Genomic DNA, 13,082 nt, shown 5'->3' with positions numbered 1-13,082 from the left:
CCTTGAGAAGAGAAGTGATCCCCATGGCCAAGCGAATCGACGTCAGCGGCCTCACCGCGTACTACAGCGCCTTCAAGGCCATCGAGGACATCTCGATGACCGTGGAGCCCCGCACCGTGACCGCCTTCATCGGCCCGTCCGGCTGCGGCAAGTCCACCTTCCTGCGCACCCTGAACCGCATGCACGAGGTCACCCCCGGCGGCCGCGTCGAGGGCAAGGTGCTGCTGGACGACGAGAACCTGTACGGGACGGGCGTCGACCCGGTGACCGTACGCCGCACGGTCGGCATGGTCTTCCAGCGGCCGAACCCGTTCCCCACCATGTCGATCTACGACAACGTGGCGGCCGGTCTCAAGCTCAACGGTGTCCGCAAGAAGGGCGAGCTGGACACCATCGTCGAGAAGTCCCTCAAGGGCGCCAACCTCTGGAACGAGGTCAAGGACCGGCTCAACAAGCCCGGCTCCGGCCTGTCCGGCGGCCAGCAGCAGCGGCTGTGCATCGCCCGCGCCATCGCGGTCGAGCCGCAGGTGCTGCTGATGGACGAGCCGTGCTCGGCGCTCGACCCGATCTCCACCCTGGCCATCGAGGACCTGATCGGTGAGCTGAAGACCCGCTTCACGATCGTGATCGTCACGCACAACATGCAGCAGGCCGCCCGTGTCTCCGACCGCACCGCGTTCTTCAACCTGGCCGCGGTCGGCCAGCCCGGCAAGCTCATAGAGATCGACGACACCGAGCGCATCTTCTCCAACCCGTCGGTCCAGGCCACCGAGGACTACATCTCGGGCCGCTTCGGGTGACAGGACCGCCGCGCGGTGCTGCATGGCGGTGCCACCGCAAGGCGCAGGCCCCGCTTCCCGGTGACGGGAAGCGGGGCCGAACCCATGTCAGGGGGCGTCGCCTTGATGCGCGCGACGGGTCAGCCGAAGATCAGCCGCACCAGGTAGAAGCCGATGGCGGCCACGAGACCGGCGGCGGGCATCGTGATGAACCATCCGGCCACGATGTTCTTGGCCACCCCCCAGCGCACCGCCTTGACCCGCTTGGTCGCGCCGACGCCCATGATCGCGGAGGTGATGACGTGGGTCGTGGAGACCGGCGCCTGGAAGATGTACGAGGTCGCGTAGAGGATGCCCGCGGACGTCGTCTCGGCGGCGAAGCCCTGCGGCGGGTCGAGGTCGATGATGCGACGCCCCAGCGTCCGCATGATCCGCCAGCCGCCCGCGTACGTACCGAGCGACATCATCGCGGCGCACACGAACTTGACCCAGATCGGGATGCCGTACCCGTTGCTCGGGTCGTGGATGACCAGGGCGAGGACGACCACGCCCATCGTCTTCTGCGCGTCCTGGAGACCGTGGCCGAGCGCCATCGCCGCCGCCGAGACGGTCTGCGCGATACGGAAGCCGCGCTTGGCCTTGTGCGGATTGGCGCGGCGGAAGAACCAGAGGATCGCCAGCATCACGAGATAGCCGACGACCAGGCCGACCACGGGCGAGACGAACATCGGGACGATGACCTTGTCGACCACGCCCGACCAGTGCACGGTGACGCCGCCGGCCAGCGCGGCGCCGACCAGACCGCCGAACAGCGCGTGGCTGGAACTCGACGGCAGACCGAAGTACCAGGTGACCAGATTCCAGATGATCGCACCGGCGAGCGCGGCGAAGAGGATGCCCATGCCGTTGCGGCCGGTGGGGGTCTCGATCAGCCCCTTGCTGACGGTCTTGGCGACGCCGCTGCCCAGGAACGCGCCCGCGAGGTTCATCACGGCGGCCATGGCCAGCGCGGCCTTGGGGGTCAGCGCGCGGGTCGACACCGAGGTGGCGATGGCGTTCGCCGAGTCGTGGAACCCGTTGGTGTACGTGAAGAAGAGCGCGACCCCGATGGTCGCGACCAGAGCGAAGGTGTCCACGTAGGTCAGGACTCCTTGACCGCGATGGTCTCCACCGTGTTCGCCACGTGCTCGAAAGCGTCCGCGGCCTCTTCCAGTACGTCCACGATCTGCTTGAGCTTGAGCACCTCTATGGCGTCGTACTTGCCGTTGAACAGGTGCGCGAGCAGCTTGCGGTGGATCTGGTCGGCCTGGTTCTCCAGCCGGTTGACCTCGATCCAGTACTCGGTGAGGTTGGACATGGTGCGCAGGTTCGGCATGGCTCCCGCGGTCAGCTCGGCCGCCCGTGCCAGCACCTCGACCTGCTGCTCCACGCCCTTCGGCAGCTCCTCGACCTTGTAGAGGACGACCAGGTCAACGGCCTCCTCCATGTAGTCCATGATGTCGTCGAGCGACCCGGCGAGGGTGTAGATGTCCTCGCGGTCGAAGGGGGTGATGAAGGAGGAGTTGAGCTGGTGGAAGATCGCGTGGGTCGCGTCGTCCCCCGCGTGCTCCGCCGCCCGCATTCTCTCGGCGATCTCGGTCCGGGTAGCCGAATCGGCCCCGAGCAGTTCCATGAGGAGCTTCGAACCGGTGACGATGTTGTCCGCGGACGCGGCGAACATGTCGTAGAAGCTCGTCTCCCTGGGGGTCAGACGAAAGCGCACGTGAGGTCCTCGGTGTGCATCGGATTCGGTCTCGTTGATGCTAGGCGCATCATCCGGCCACGGCTAATGGGCGTCACCCAGTGTCGCCCATCCAGAAGTGTCCCCCTCACCGGGGATGCGTCGCACAAGGTGTCGATTCGGTACGATATACCCGGCAGGGGTATAACGGGACAGGAAGGGCGGGGTTGACGATGACGACGGAGGCCAGGGAACCGGCCGGGGTTGAGGCGGAGATCACGCCGGAACAGTCACCTCGGGACGCGGGGGCGGACACGGCTTCCGGCCCATCTTCGCGCCCCCAGGGGCCGCATGGATACAGCCATGACAAGGAGTCCCACCTCAAGCGGCTGCGCCGGATCGAGGGGCAGATCCGCGGCTTGCAGCGGATGGTCGAGGAGGACGTCTACTGCATCGACATCCTCACCCAGGTGTCGGCGAGCACGAAGGGCCTCCAGTCCTTCGCCCTCCAGCTCCTGGAGGAGCACCTGCGGCACTGCGTGGCCGCGGCGGCGGTCGGCGGCGGGCCGGAGATCGACGAGAAGGTGGCGGAGGCGACGGCGGCCATAGCGCGGCTGCTGCGGACGTAGGCGGGGGCGGCTCTTCCGGGGGGTTCGGGGGTTCCAGGGGGTTCCAGGGGTTCCGGGAGCGGCTTTCCCGGTCGTTCCGGGGGGCGTACGGGCGGCGCGCCCCGGTGTCAGCCGGTTGCGCGGTCGGAGAGCGGGGCGCGCACCAGGAGCGCGGGCATCGACTCGCGGTCGCACGCGACCCCCAGTACCTCGTCGATCCGGGCGAAGCTCAGCCGCTCCTCGTCGGCGGTGGACGCGGCGATCATCAGCTCACCGCAGAGTTCGATCTCCGCGAGGGCCACCGGATCGTCCTGGACGACCAGCATTCCGGGCGACGGCGCCATACGCGCACCACCTCCTCGTCCACGAGTGCCTGGCTCTTGGCTGTCTGCCACTGCCTCAAGCCAGGGTAGGGACCGGCACCCGGTCCGCGCATGGCACGGATGGACCATTTCGACAACGCCCTTTCCGGTGAGGGCCGTTACCGCGAAGACCCCTTACCCCTGCTGGGAAGAAACGATCTTGCCCGTCCAGATGTCGGCAGCTCGGGGCATGGTGACGGGGACGGCGCGGCCGAAATCGTCGAAGCGAGTGGTAGAGACCACGGTGACGTCGGGCGCGGCGGCGGTCGTCGTACGGCCGCCGGCGCCGGTCGTCGTACGGGGGGTGTCGGGGCCGCCCTTGCCGTTCTCGCCGGTCTGCTTGTCGTTCTGTCCGGCCTGCTTGTCGTCCTTCTTGTCGATCTTCTTGTCCTTCTGGTCGTCCGAGCTGAAGGTGAACCGCTGGCTCACCTGGCGCAGCCGCCCCGCCTCGTCCAGCCACGCGTCGAAGGGCACCCGGGTGACCGTGAATCCCTTGGCCGCCGCCTGCAAGGGCCCGCGTACGCCGGGCGCGGCGGCCTTCGCCGCGCGCCCGATGTCGGCGGTCCCCCGGTAGTGCCACACCTTCGTACCGCGCAGGGTCTCGACGCCGACCAGCTCGACGTCCTGGGCGCCGCGCAGCAGTTCGGCGGCGGCCAGCGGCTCGGTGGCGCCGCCGGTCACCAGATTGCCGTCCGGCAGCCGGTCGGTGTCGACGCGTACCCACTTCCCCTCGGGCACGCCCTCGCCGCGGTCCTTCATATAGAGGGCGCCCGGCGTGAGCAGTTCGATGATCGGCTTGTGCTCCTCGGCGCCCGCCGCGTCCCTGGGCAGCAGCAGCCGCAGTTCGCCCTGCCGCTTCACGTAGTCGAAACCGCCGGTGCCGGTGATGGTCAGCCAGGTGCCGCCGCTGGCCATACGCATCGAGGTGTCCACGTGCGAGCTGCCCGCCCGTACGAGGACGTCCGCGGCGCCGCGTACCGCCTGCGCCGGGTCGTGCCCCTTGGCGTCTTTGCCGCTCTCGGCCGCCGCGCCCTGCCCGACGCAGCCGGTGAGCAGGGCGGCCCCGCAGGCGCAGCCGAGCGCCGCGGCCATGGCGGCCTTCGTACGTCCTCGGCGCCGCCGTACTGCCGTCGCGCGCCGTACCGTCGCTACCCCCGGGGCCATCGCCGCCACCATCCCTGAACCATTCCTGGAGCATTCCTGGACCGGCCTCGACCGGCCGGGGCCTTATGGCGTCTAACGACTGTCGGAAGTGCCCCGTCACGCCCGCTACGGTGGTCTCGTGCTCAACTTGCGTGCCGAGCAGGATTCCGCCAGGGCCTCCGTCACAGCTTCAGCCGGAACTCCATCGGGAACTCCGGCCGACGCTCCGGACGGTGGCCACCGGACGTCGATCGTCGAGCGCGGCTCCTTCGCCGTCGCCCGCTGCTCGTGTGGCTGGAAGGGTCCGGCCCGGCGGGCCAGGGACCGCGCGAGACGCGATGCGGAGGAGCACATCTCCGGCTGACGCGCGCCGCGTTCCCGCCCTTCGCGCCGGTCGCGCCCGGCTGTCCTGCGCTCACCCGGCCGTACCGTTCCCGCCCCGCCGTACTGTGCTCACCCCGCCGTACCGTTCCCGCCCCGCTGTAGTCTTCTCGCCCCGCGCCTCGCGCTCCGCAACCGGGCTCATGATTCGCACGTCTACGGATAGGCGAAGGCGGTGGGGCAAGTGAGTCGTGTGGAGCCTGCGGTCCTGACGGACCCGGAGGACCGAAGTGACCGGGGTGACCGTATGGACAAGGGCGACCGGGTCGAGCGCAGGACCGCGCTCAAGGCGGGCGGGGCCGTACTGGCCGCCGCCTGGCTGACCGGCTGCGGACCCGACAGCGGCGACGACGCCAAGGGCGGTACGTCCGCGCCCCCGTCGTCCTCCGGCGGTTCCGCCACGCCGACCGCGGCCACCACCGCGCCCCCTGTCAAACCCGACTGGCCGGCCCTCGCCACGTCCCTGGACGGCGGCCTCGTACGCCCGGACGACAGCGCGTACGCCGCCGACCGGATCCTGTACAACACCCGCTTCGACGGCCTGCGTCCGGCGGGCATCGCGTACGTCACCGGCACCTCCGACATCCGCGCCTGCCTGGACTTCGCCCGCCGCACCGCCACCCCGCTGGCCATCCGCAGCGGCGGCCACTCCTACGCGGGCTGGTCGAGCGGCGACGGCCGCCTGGTCATCGACGTCTCCCGGCTCAACTCGATCCGCCTCGACGGCACCACCGCCACGGTCGGCGCGGGCGCCAAGCTCATCGACGTCTACTCCGCGCTCGGCAAGCGGGGCCGGACGATCCCGGCCGGGTCCTGCCCGACCGTCGGCGTCTCAGGACTCGCGCTCGGCGGCGGCCACGGCGTCATGAGCCGCTCCATGGGCCTGACCTGCGACAGCCTCGTCGGCGCCACCATCGTGACCGCCGACGGCCGGGTCCTCGACTGCTCCACCGACTCCCAGCCCGAGCTGTTCTGGGCGCTGCGCGGCGCGGGCAACGGCCAGTTCGGCGTCGTCACGTCACTGCGCTTCGCCACCCACCCGATGCCCGACGGCGTCGTCACCGGCTACCTCACCTGGCCGTGGAGCCGGGCCGCCGCCGTGATCCGCGCCTGGCAGCGCTGGGGCCCCGACCAGCCGGACCACATCTGGTCCGCCCTGCACCTCGACTGCGACGCCGGCGGCTCCCCCACCGTGGCCGTCCCGATGCTCTCCACCGGCTCCCGCGACGACCTCGCCGCCGCCACCGACCGGCTCGCCGCCGGCATCGGCGCCGACGCCAGCACCGTCTCGCTGCGCCCGCACAGCTACCTCGACGCGACCTTCTCGTACGCGGGCTGCGCCGGTCTGTCCGCCGCCCAGTGCCGTCTGACCCCCGCCGGGCACCTGCACCGCGAGACCTACACCGCGCGCTCCGACTTCTACGACAAGGACCTGCCGGACGCGGGCATCTCCACGCTGCTCTCGGCCGTCGAGCGGCTCTCCGCCCAGTCCGGCGACGGCGCCGGCAGCATCGCCCTCACCGCCCTCGGCGGCGCGGTCAACCGCCCGTCCCCCACGGACACCGCCTTCTGCCACCGCACCTCACGCGTCCTCACCCAATACCTGGCCTCGGACGCCCTCTCCACCACCGGCTGGCTCGACACCACCCACAAGGCCATGTCCCCCTACGCCTCGGGCGCCGCGTACCAGAACTACGCCGACCCCACCCTCCCCACCTGGCGCACCGCCTACTACGGCCCCAACGCCCCCCGCCTCACCACCCTCAAATCCCACCTCGACCCCCACCGCCTCTTCACCTTCCCCCAGGCCCTCTAGCCCCCCGGGGGAAACCCGAGAAAAGGTGAAGCGACCCACCGCGATTCAGCGGTTGACAGCCTGAATCTCCTGCACGGTGACGTCCTGCTGGAACTCGGAGAATCCCGCGTCCATCGGCGTACCGTTGGGCTGCGAATTCGCGGTCGGTGTCCACCACACGCGCCACGTCATGTCCGCCGTGAACGGATACGTCCCCGCGCTCGCCTTCAGGTACGTGACGTTGCATCCGGCCCCCGCCGAGTTCAACGCCGCCGCCCCGCCGAGGTCGTACTCACAACTCCCCGGCCGCGCGTACTGCGTCCCCGCCTGCACCCTCAGGCTCTGCGGCACCGCCGTCACCGTCGCCGCGAGCACCTGCCCATTCGGCTCCGTGAGCTGCGCCGTCACCGACACCTGCGCGTTCGCCCGCTGGAACTTCACATACGTCGGCAGATTGACCTTCTGATTCTCCGGCGCCGGACTGAGGTCAACACCCTTGGACGGCAGCTTCATCTGCCCGTACGCGGCGTCGGCCAACATCTTCGGGGTGATCTGTCCGGCCGGCGGGTCGGCGGGCGGCCGCCAGAAGTACCCGTCGTCATAGGGGCAGAAGCCATGGTTCGGCTGGTTCAACTGTACTTCGTCCCAGGTAAGGACCCACCAATTACCGTCCTTGCCCTCGTTGTACTTGTACCCGTCCATTTCGTTGTTCTGATCGTTGTAGAAGTTGTAGGTCGTGCCCGACCCGTCGTGACCGGCCTTGTAGAACCGCGCCATGATCTCCGCCTTCATCTGCGCCGGAGTCATGGCCGTGTACCAGCACACCGGCGGCGAGAAGTTGGCATTGGACGACCTCACCGGCTGCGGATTGTCCCCGTCCCCCGTCCCGCGGTGGACGTAGTCCACATGCGCGGTATAGGTGGTCCCGTCCCCGGTGGTAGTGCTGTTACCGGTCGGCCCGTTCGCGTCGACATCGTCACCGGCGGAGGCCGAAGTGACCCCGGCCGTCAGGAAAGAGAGGCACATCAGTGTAGTGACGAGTCCACGACTGACTCGGTTACTCACGCGACCTGGCACTGCTTTGCCCCCTTGAGCCACTGGTGGTCGAAGACCGTCCACTCACCCGACGACGACTTCGTCATGAGCAGCGTCCATTGACGGAAGTCGGTCGCCGACGGGGTCGTCATCTTCGCCTGGCCAGTCGTCGAATCCTTCGAGTACGCCTTCCGCTGGTCCTCGCAGTACGCGACGGAGAGATTGCCGCCACCGTTCGCCAGCGTCTTCACCACGGGGTTGTAGTAGTGGTATGTCCCCGTGATCCCGCCCTTGCCCTTGATCTGCGCCAAGAGCGAGTCAGCGAAGGCCGCTCCGCGGTCACCCGTCCAGAACCGGCTGAAGTTCGGCGTCACCTTCGAGTGCGCCTTCACCTCGATCTCGAGCACCGCCTGCGCCGCGTACGTGGCATCCGTCAGCACGGCCTTCTTCGTCGGGTCGCTGTCGTCAAACCCCTTGAAGTCCACCTTGACGTCGGACGGCAAATCGAACTTCGGAGCGTTCGGCCCCGCCGCCTGCGTAGGCGAAGCCGTCGTCGCCGTAGGCGCCGCCGTCGTCACCGTCTCAGACGGCTGAATCTTGTCCGAGCTGTCCGACCCACCCCCACCGCAAGCGGTCAGCAGCAGGCCCGCCGACGCTGCGAGGGCGACGGCGATGGGCAGGGATGAGCGGGTCACGATGAGATCCCCCGTGAGTCGTCCAGTTACCGAGTCAGTTGCGCGTAGCCCTTGACATTACCGGCGCGCGTCGTGGGGCTGTAGGGCCCTCCCGTGATCGGTACCGGTTCGCAGCACACTTCACACACCCTTCACTCCCGGAATCGCGCCCACCCCAGGGGCCCCACTTGTCACGTCGATCACCGTACGTATAGCGTCGATCACTCGAACACCAGAGCTTCGGGCGGGGCGGGGAGGGTGGGTTCGATGGGGGACGCGCGGGCGGGGAAGTTCCCGCTGCTCGGGTTCGACCCGACGCCGGGGGACGTGGACAGGACGCGCGCCCTGGCGCGCCAACTGGGCGATCTGCACGGAGAGTTGACGGCGACCGTCACCGAGCTGGACCGGCTCGACTGCGGCTACTGGAAGGGCGAGGCCGCCACGGCCTTCGTCTCCCACATCGACAGCGACGTCGCGCCCCTGATCAAGAAGGCGCACGACTCCTTCGGCCGCGCCTCCAGCGCCCTGTCCCACTGGGCTGACCAACTCCACGGCTTCCAGGCCGAGGCCGACGCCCTCGAAAAGGAAGCCGCCACCAAACAGGGCTCCCTCGACCACGCGAAGTCCACCGCCGACCCACCCCACCCCCCAGGCGACCGGCCCACCTTCGCCACCCCCGCCCAACTCGGCAAGGACGCCAAAGCCCAACAAGCCGTCACCGACGCCACCAACGCCCTCGACGGCGTACGCCACCGCGCCGAAGAACTCCACCACCGCTTCACCACCGCCGCCACATCCATCAGCCACGACCTCGACAAGGCCGGCGACATCGCCCCGGACAAACCGGGCCTGTTCAGCCGCCTGGCGCACGGCGTCGAGGACGCCTGGAACGACACCGTCCAGTGGGTCAAGGACCACGCCGATCTCATCAAACTCATCGGCGACCTGCTCAGCGACCTCAGCGGCATCCTCGGAATGCTGGCGATCCTGACGCTGCCCTTCGAGCCCATCGGCGCGATCTTCGCCGGGCTGGCGGTGGCCACGAGCGCCTTGGCGCTGGCCACGCACTTGATCGCCAAATTGGCGGGCGCGGACGTGAGTTGGCTGAGTGTCGGCTTCGACGCGCTCGGCTCCGTTCCGGGACTCACCGCGTTCACCAAGGGCGCGTCGACGGCCGTGAAGGGGGTGACAGCCGCGGAACGGGCAGTTCAGCTCGGCAGGGCCTACAAGGTGGGTTCGGCGATCACGAAGGGCGCCACGGAGGGGATCAACTGGGTGGGGAAGGCGGACGAAGTCGTCTCCGGGGGCGTCAAGTTCAAGAACATCGCCCTGTGGGGGAAGAAGAGCGTGGAGGGGATCAGCGCGACCGGGATGAAGGGGCGCCTGGCCATGGTGGCGGAGAACAACATCGCCAAGGGCCAGCTCATCGGTACGAAGGGATGGAACCTCATCGCCAAGGAGAGCCGACTCGCCGTCGATCCGTTGACGGGCCTCGGCCGCAACATCGACGCCGGGCTCAAGCTCGCGCCGAAGGTGTGGTCCATACCGCAGCACATCGGCGAGGCTGTACACCTGGGGGACCGCTTTCATCAGTCCGCGAGCGATCACTGAGGTTGGGCACAGGGAATGACATGGCAGCCGGCGCCCGGTGAGGTGCTCCAGATCCGATGGCCGATCGAATTCGCGACGGGTGTGTCCCGCCTCGTGGAGGGGCGACGGTCGTTTCGCGGCACGGACAGGCGCGACATCGAAGCGGAGTTGCAGGCCGACGAGGCCTGGCCGGCGCGGCCGGAGTTCGCGGTGCTCGACGCCTCGGAGCAGCGCGAGCAGAGCGCGGTGAACGGAATGCTGCGGTGGGTTCCCGCGGTGGTCGGAGCGATCGTCAATCTGGGCGGGCCGTCAGGGGTGGGCGGTGGGCGCGAGCCGCGGGGGCCGCGCGAATCGCAGGACCCGGAGAACGAGGTCGAGGACTTCCCCGTCATGTGGGCCGAGCGTGGCGCGCTCGCACGGAACGTGCCATGGGAGCTGGACCCCGGCCGGGTGCCGCGCCGCGCGGGCGTGGCCCTCCTCGCCACGGACCTCGCGGTCACCGACCGGAGCGTGTACGTCGTCGGTTACGGGCCGAAGAGCCCGGACGAGGCCGAAGTCCTCTGGTCGACGCCGCGTTCCACGATCACGCACGCCGAGGTCATGTCGTACTCGGGCGCCCATCCCGATCTGCGTCTCACGTTCACCGACGGTTCGTGGATACGGCTGAACGCGAAGGCCACGAGCCAGGCCAAGCTCCTGGTGAACGCCGTCAACGGCGCCTCGCGTGTCATCACCGAGGCCGATCTCACCGACGGCCAGCGCGCACAGGTGTCCGAGACGGCCAAGCGCTTCAAGGTCGACGCCGGCCTTCCCCGGGTCTTCACCCGGCTGCCGAGCGGTCTCGTCCAGGCGGAGCTGTGGCGTTCTTCACACCGGACGGGGCAGTCCGTCTCGGTGTGCATGACCGACGACGGCTCCCCGGCCGCTCCTCACCCCGATGACATGTGACGACGTGCCATAGCCGCGTGAGGGAGCGTCAGGCGGCGAGGTCCTTGTCGTGGGCGCTTTGGTGGGGGTAGTGCTGGCCGCGGCGCGGGGGTGCGGGGGTGGTGGTGGCGAGGCGGTGGCGGGAGTGGATGAGGGAGGCCGCGCGGGAGTGGGAGACCGCGGTGGTGAGTGAGGTGAGGAGGGCCAGGGCGAGGGGGGCGAGGAGGAGGGCCGTGGCGGCGCCGAGGGCGAAGCCGCCGATGACGTCCGTGGGGTAATGGACACCCATGTAGACGCGGCAGAAGCCCTCGCCGAGGGCGAGCAGTATGGCGACGGTGCCGACCTTGCGGCTGACCATGAAGAGGGCGACGGCCATGGCGGCGGTCAGCGTGGCGTGGTCGCTCACGAAGGAGTAGTCGGTCTTGCCGTGGACCAGGACGTCGATGCCGTCGTGATCCACGAAAGGTCTTGGCCGCTGGACCAGGGCGCGGATCGGGATGTTGAGCAGCAGGGCGACGCCGGCGGCGAGGCCGGACCACAGCACACCGGCGACGGCGGCCGGGGCATCCGGGACCGGGGCGCGGCGGGCGACGCGCCACCAGCACAGGGCGGCCAGCAGTACGGTGAGGCCGATCAGCCCGTACTCGCCGATGAACTCCACGGCCCGGTCGACACCGCGCGGGGCGTGCTTCGCCAGGTCGTTGATGTCGCGGAGCAGGCTGATGTCGGGGTTCACGCTGTCATTGGCGACCGCTGCCATGGGTGGTGCCCCTTACCTAGCAACTCACTGACTGTGCCTGTACGGCTCGGCTCGTCTGCAACCCCCGTCGCTTGCGTCCCGCGCCATTCTCCCCCGTACAACGACCGACACGCTACGTAGCGTTCCGGTCTTCGCCAGAAGATCACCATGCCGTTATCCAAGGGTGACCGGAGAGGACGATCTGGCCCATTTGCGGCCCGGCGCACAGGCCAGAGCCTTACGCAGAGCTGACACGAAAGCCGCGTCGGGCGGCGTGGACTTACAGAGCCGTCGGCAGCGCCGCCGCACCGTCACGCGTGACGCGGGTCGCCCCGATGTAGTCCGCCGAGCCGATCGGGTCGAAGCGGATCTTGGCCCCGGTGTGCGGCGCGTCGATCATGTAGCCGCCGCCGACGTAGATCCCGACGTGGTGGATGGTGCGCGGGTCGGTCAGGTCGGTGGCGAAGAAGACGAGGTCGCCGGGGAGGAGTTCGGCCCGCGACGGGTGCGCCCCGGCGTTCCACTGGTCGTTGGCCACGCGCGGCAGTTCGATCCCCACCGAGTGATACGCGGCCTGCGTCAGCCCGGAGCAGTCGAACCGCCCGCCCTGCGCCGCCGTACCCTCACCGCCCCACAGATAGTCGGTACCCAGCCGCTGCTGCGCGTAGTAGATCGCCCCGGCCGCCTGCTGCGACGGCGCGACCCGGCCGACCGGCGCGGCGAAGCTCTTCGACAGGCTGGTGATGATCTTCACGTAGTTCTGGGTCTCCGCGTACGGCGGGACACCGCCCGCCGTTATCACCGCGTACGCGCCCGCGTTGTACGACGCCAGCATGTTCGCCGTCCGGTCGCCCGGCACGTTCTTCACGTACGACGCCAACTCGCAGTCGTACGAGGCGGCCGACGGGATCGCGTCCTCCGGGTCCCAGACGTCCGCCTTGCCGTCACCGTTGGCGTCGATGCCGTGGGTGGCCCAGGTGCCCGGAATGAACTGCGCGATGCCCTGCGCGGCGGCCGGACTCTGCGCCCGCGGGTTCCATCCGCTCTCCTGGTAGAGCTGCGCCGCCAGCAGCGCCGGGTTGAGCGCGGGGCAGAGATTGCCCCACTTCTGGACGAGCGACTGATATATGGCCGGAACCGATCCCTTGGCGAGCGTCACCGTCCCGCCGCCGCCACCGCCCGCGAGCCCGGCCGCGGCCGAGTACGTGCCCACCACGAGCAGCGCGAGGAACGAAAAGCACAGGCCACAGCCGATAATGACGGGGAGCCAGATCTTCCGCGCCACAGGGCGACCCTTCCTCTCGGTTCCCGAACACGCACTCGTACGGT

At 69.3% G+C, this 13,082-nt stretch carries 13 protein-coding genes; 5 read left to right on the top strand and 8 right to left on the bottom strand.

Annotated features, from left to right (window positions below):
- Positions 1 to 23 precede the first annotated feature (23 nt).
- Positions 24 to 800 carry a phosphate ABC transporter ATP-binding protein PstB gene (gene pstB, locus ABZX65_RS20905; protein WP_188285540.1) on the top strand — a complete coding sequence of 259 codons (777 nt, stop codon included), beginning with the start codon at positions 24 to 26 and terminating at the stop codon, positions 798 to 800.
- Positions 801 to 919: 119 nt separating this feature from the next.
- Here the strand turns inward: pstB and ABZX65_RS20900 are convergent, their stop codons facing one another.
- Together ABZX65_RS20900 and ABZX65_RS20895 are read right to left on the bottom strand one after the other, a co-directional pair.
- Positions 920 to 1,915: an inorganic phosphate transporter gene (locus ABZX65_RS20900; protein ID WP_355341853.1), complete on the bottom strand. Its 996-nt coding sequence runs from the start codon at positions 1,913 to 1,915 to the stop codon at positions 920 to 922.
- Positions 1,916 to 1,920: 5 nt separating this feature from the next.
- Positions 1,921 to 2,541 carry a DUF47 family protein gene (locus ABZX65_RS20895; RefSeq protein WP_188285542.1) on the bottom strand — a complete coding sequence of 207 codons (621 nt, stop codon included), beginning with the start codon at positions 2,539 to 2,541 and terminating at the stop codon, positions 1,921 to 1,923.
- A 191-nt stretch (positions 2,542 to 2,732) separates the two neighbouring features.
- On the opposite strand from ABZX65_RS20895, the gene ABZX65_RS20890 reads away from it, so the two are divergent.
- The gene (locus ABZX65_RS20890) at positions 2,733 to 3,128 is read left to right on the top strand and encodes a metal-sensitive transcriptional regulator (RefSeq protein WP_355342325.1); all 396 of its coding nucleotides are present in this window, start codon (positions 2,733 to 2,735) and stop codon (positions 3,126 to 3,128) included.
- A gap of 107 nt (positions 3,129 to 3,235) precedes the next feature.
- On the opposite strand, the gene ABZX65_RS20885 is transcribed toward ABZX65_RS20890, so the two are convergent.
- Together ABZX65_RS20885 and ABZX65_RS20880 are read right to left on the bottom strand one after the other, a co-directional pair.
- Positions 3,236 to 3,451 (bottom strand): hypothetical protein, encoded by a 216-nt coding sequence (locus tag ABZX65_RS20885; RefSeq protein WP_355341850.1) that lies wholly within the window; start codon positions 3,449 to 3,451, stop codon positions 3,236 to 3,238.
- A 153-nt stretch (positions 3,452 to 3,604) separates the two neighbouring features.
- Complete coding sequence (locus ABZX65_RS20880) at positions 3,605 to 4,561, bottom strand: hypothetical protein (RefSeq protein WP_355341847.1); 957 nt, start codon at positions 4,559 to 4,561, stop codon at positions 3,605 to 3,607.
- Between the two features lie 679 nt (positions 4,562 to 5,240).
- Between ABZX65_RS20880 and ABZX65_RS20875 the strand changes: the two genes are divergently transcribed.
- The gene (locus tag ABZX65_RS20875) at positions 5,241 to 6,809 is read left to right on the top strand and encodes an FAD-binding oxidoreductase (protein WP_355341844.1); all 1,569 of its coding nucleotides are present in this window, start codon (positions 5,241 to 5,243) and stop codon (positions 6,807 to 6,809) included.
- Between the two features lie 45 nt (positions 6,810 to 6,854).
- On the opposite strand, the gene ABZX65_RS20870 is transcribed toward ABZX65_RS20875, so the two are convergent.
- Both ABZX65_RS20870 and ABZX65_RS20865 read right to left on the bottom strand, forming a co-directional pair.
- Positions 6,855 to 7,865: a hypothetical protein gene (locus ABZX65_RS20870; protein ID WP_355341842.1), complete on the bottom strand. Its 1,011-nt coding sequence runs from the start codon at positions 7,863 to 7,865 to the stop codon at positions 6,855 to 6,857.
- Positions 7,850 to 8,518 carry a hypothetical protein gene (locus ABZX65_RS20865; RefSeq protein ID WP_355341839.1) on the bottom strand — a complete coding sequence of 223 codons (669 nt, stop codon included), beginning with the start codon at positions 8,516 to 8,518 and terminating at the stop codon, positions 7,850 to 7,852. Before ABZX65_RS20865 ends, ABZX65_RS20870 begins: the two co-directional genes overlap by 16 nt.
- A gap of 246 nt (positions 8,519 to 8,764) precedes the next feature.
- On the opposite strand from ABZX65_RS20865, the gene ABZX65_RS20860 reads away from it, so the two are divergent.
- Entirely contained in the window at positions 8,765 to 10,108 is a 1,344-nt protein-coding gene (locus ABZX65_RS20860) for a putative T7SS-secreted protein (protein ID WP_355341836.1), read from the top strand.
- Positions 10,109 to 10,123: 15 nt separating this feature from the next.
- The gene (locus tag ABZX65_RS20855; protein WP_355341833.1) at positions 10,124 to 11,035 is read left to right on the top strand and encodes a hypothetical protein; all 912 of its coding nucleotides are present in this window, start codon (positions 10,124 to 10,126) and stop codon (positions 11,033 to 11,035) included.
- A gap of 28 nt (positions 11,036 to 11,063) precedes the next feature.
- On the opposite strand, the gene ABZX65_RS20850 is transcribed toward ABZX65_RS20855, so the two are convergent.
- Both ABZX65_RS20850 and ABZX65_RS20845 read right to left on the bottom strand, forming a co-directional pair.
- Complete coding sequence (locus ABZX65_RS20850) at positions 11,064 to 11,774, bottom strand: phosphatase PAP2 family protein (protein WP_355341830.1); 711 nt, start codon at positions 11,772 to 11,774, stop codon at positions 11,064 to 11,066.
- Positions 11,775 to 12,033: 259 nt separating this feature from the next.
- Positions 12,034 to 13,038, bottom strand: a complete 1,005-nt coding sequence (locus ABZX65_RS20845) for a bifunctional lytic transglycosylase/C40 family peptidase (protein WP_355341827.1) — start codon at positions 13,036 to 13,038, stop codon at positions 12,034 to 12,036.
- Positions 13,039 to 13,082: the final 44 nt, after the last annotated feature.

The organism is Streptomyces sp. NPDC003300 (assembly GCF_040610915.1).
Lineage (GTDB): Bacteria > Actinomycetota > Actinomycetes > Streptomycetales > Streptomycetaceae > Actinacidiphila.
Note: the sequence above shows the minus strand (reverse complement) of the source record. Positions and strands in the feature narration are given on the sequence as shown.

Excerpts from the sequence above, each read along its gene's own strand:
- ABZX65_RS20850 (WP_355341830.1), bottom strand. The coding sequence starts at position 11,774 with ATGGCAGCGGTCGCCAATGACAGCGTGAACCCCGACATCAGCCTGCTC.
- ABZX65_RS20855 (WP_355341833.1), top strand. The coding sequence starts at position 10,124 with ATGACATGGCAGCCGGCGCCCGGTGAGGTGCTCCAGATCCGATGGCCG.
- ABZX65_RS20880 (WP_355341847.1), bottom strand. The coding sequence starts at position 4,561 with ATGGCCGCGGCGCTCGGCTGCGCCTGCGGGGCCGCCCTGCTCACCGGC.
- ABZX65_RS20875 (WP_355341844.1), top strand. The coding sequence starts at position 5,241 with ATGGACAAGGGCGACCGGGTCGAGCGCAGGACCGCGCTCAAGGCGGGC.
- pstB (WP_188285540.1), top strand. The coding sequence starts at position 24 with ATGGCCAAGCGAATCGACGTCAGCGGCCTCACCGCGTACTACAGCGCC.
- ABZX65_RS20860 (WP_355341836.1), top strand. The coding sequence starts at position 8,765 with ATGGGGGACGCGCGGGCGGGGAAGTTCCCGCTGCTCGGGTTCGACCCG.
- ABZX65_RS20885 (WP_355341850.1), bottom strand. The coding sequence starts at position 3,451 with ATGGCGCCGTCGCCCGGAATGCTGGTCGTCCAGGACGATCCGGTGGCC.
- ABZX65_RS20890 (WP_355342325.1), top strand. The coding sequence starts at position 2,733 with ATGACGACGGAGGCCAGGGAACCGGCCGGGGTTGAGGCGGAGATCACG.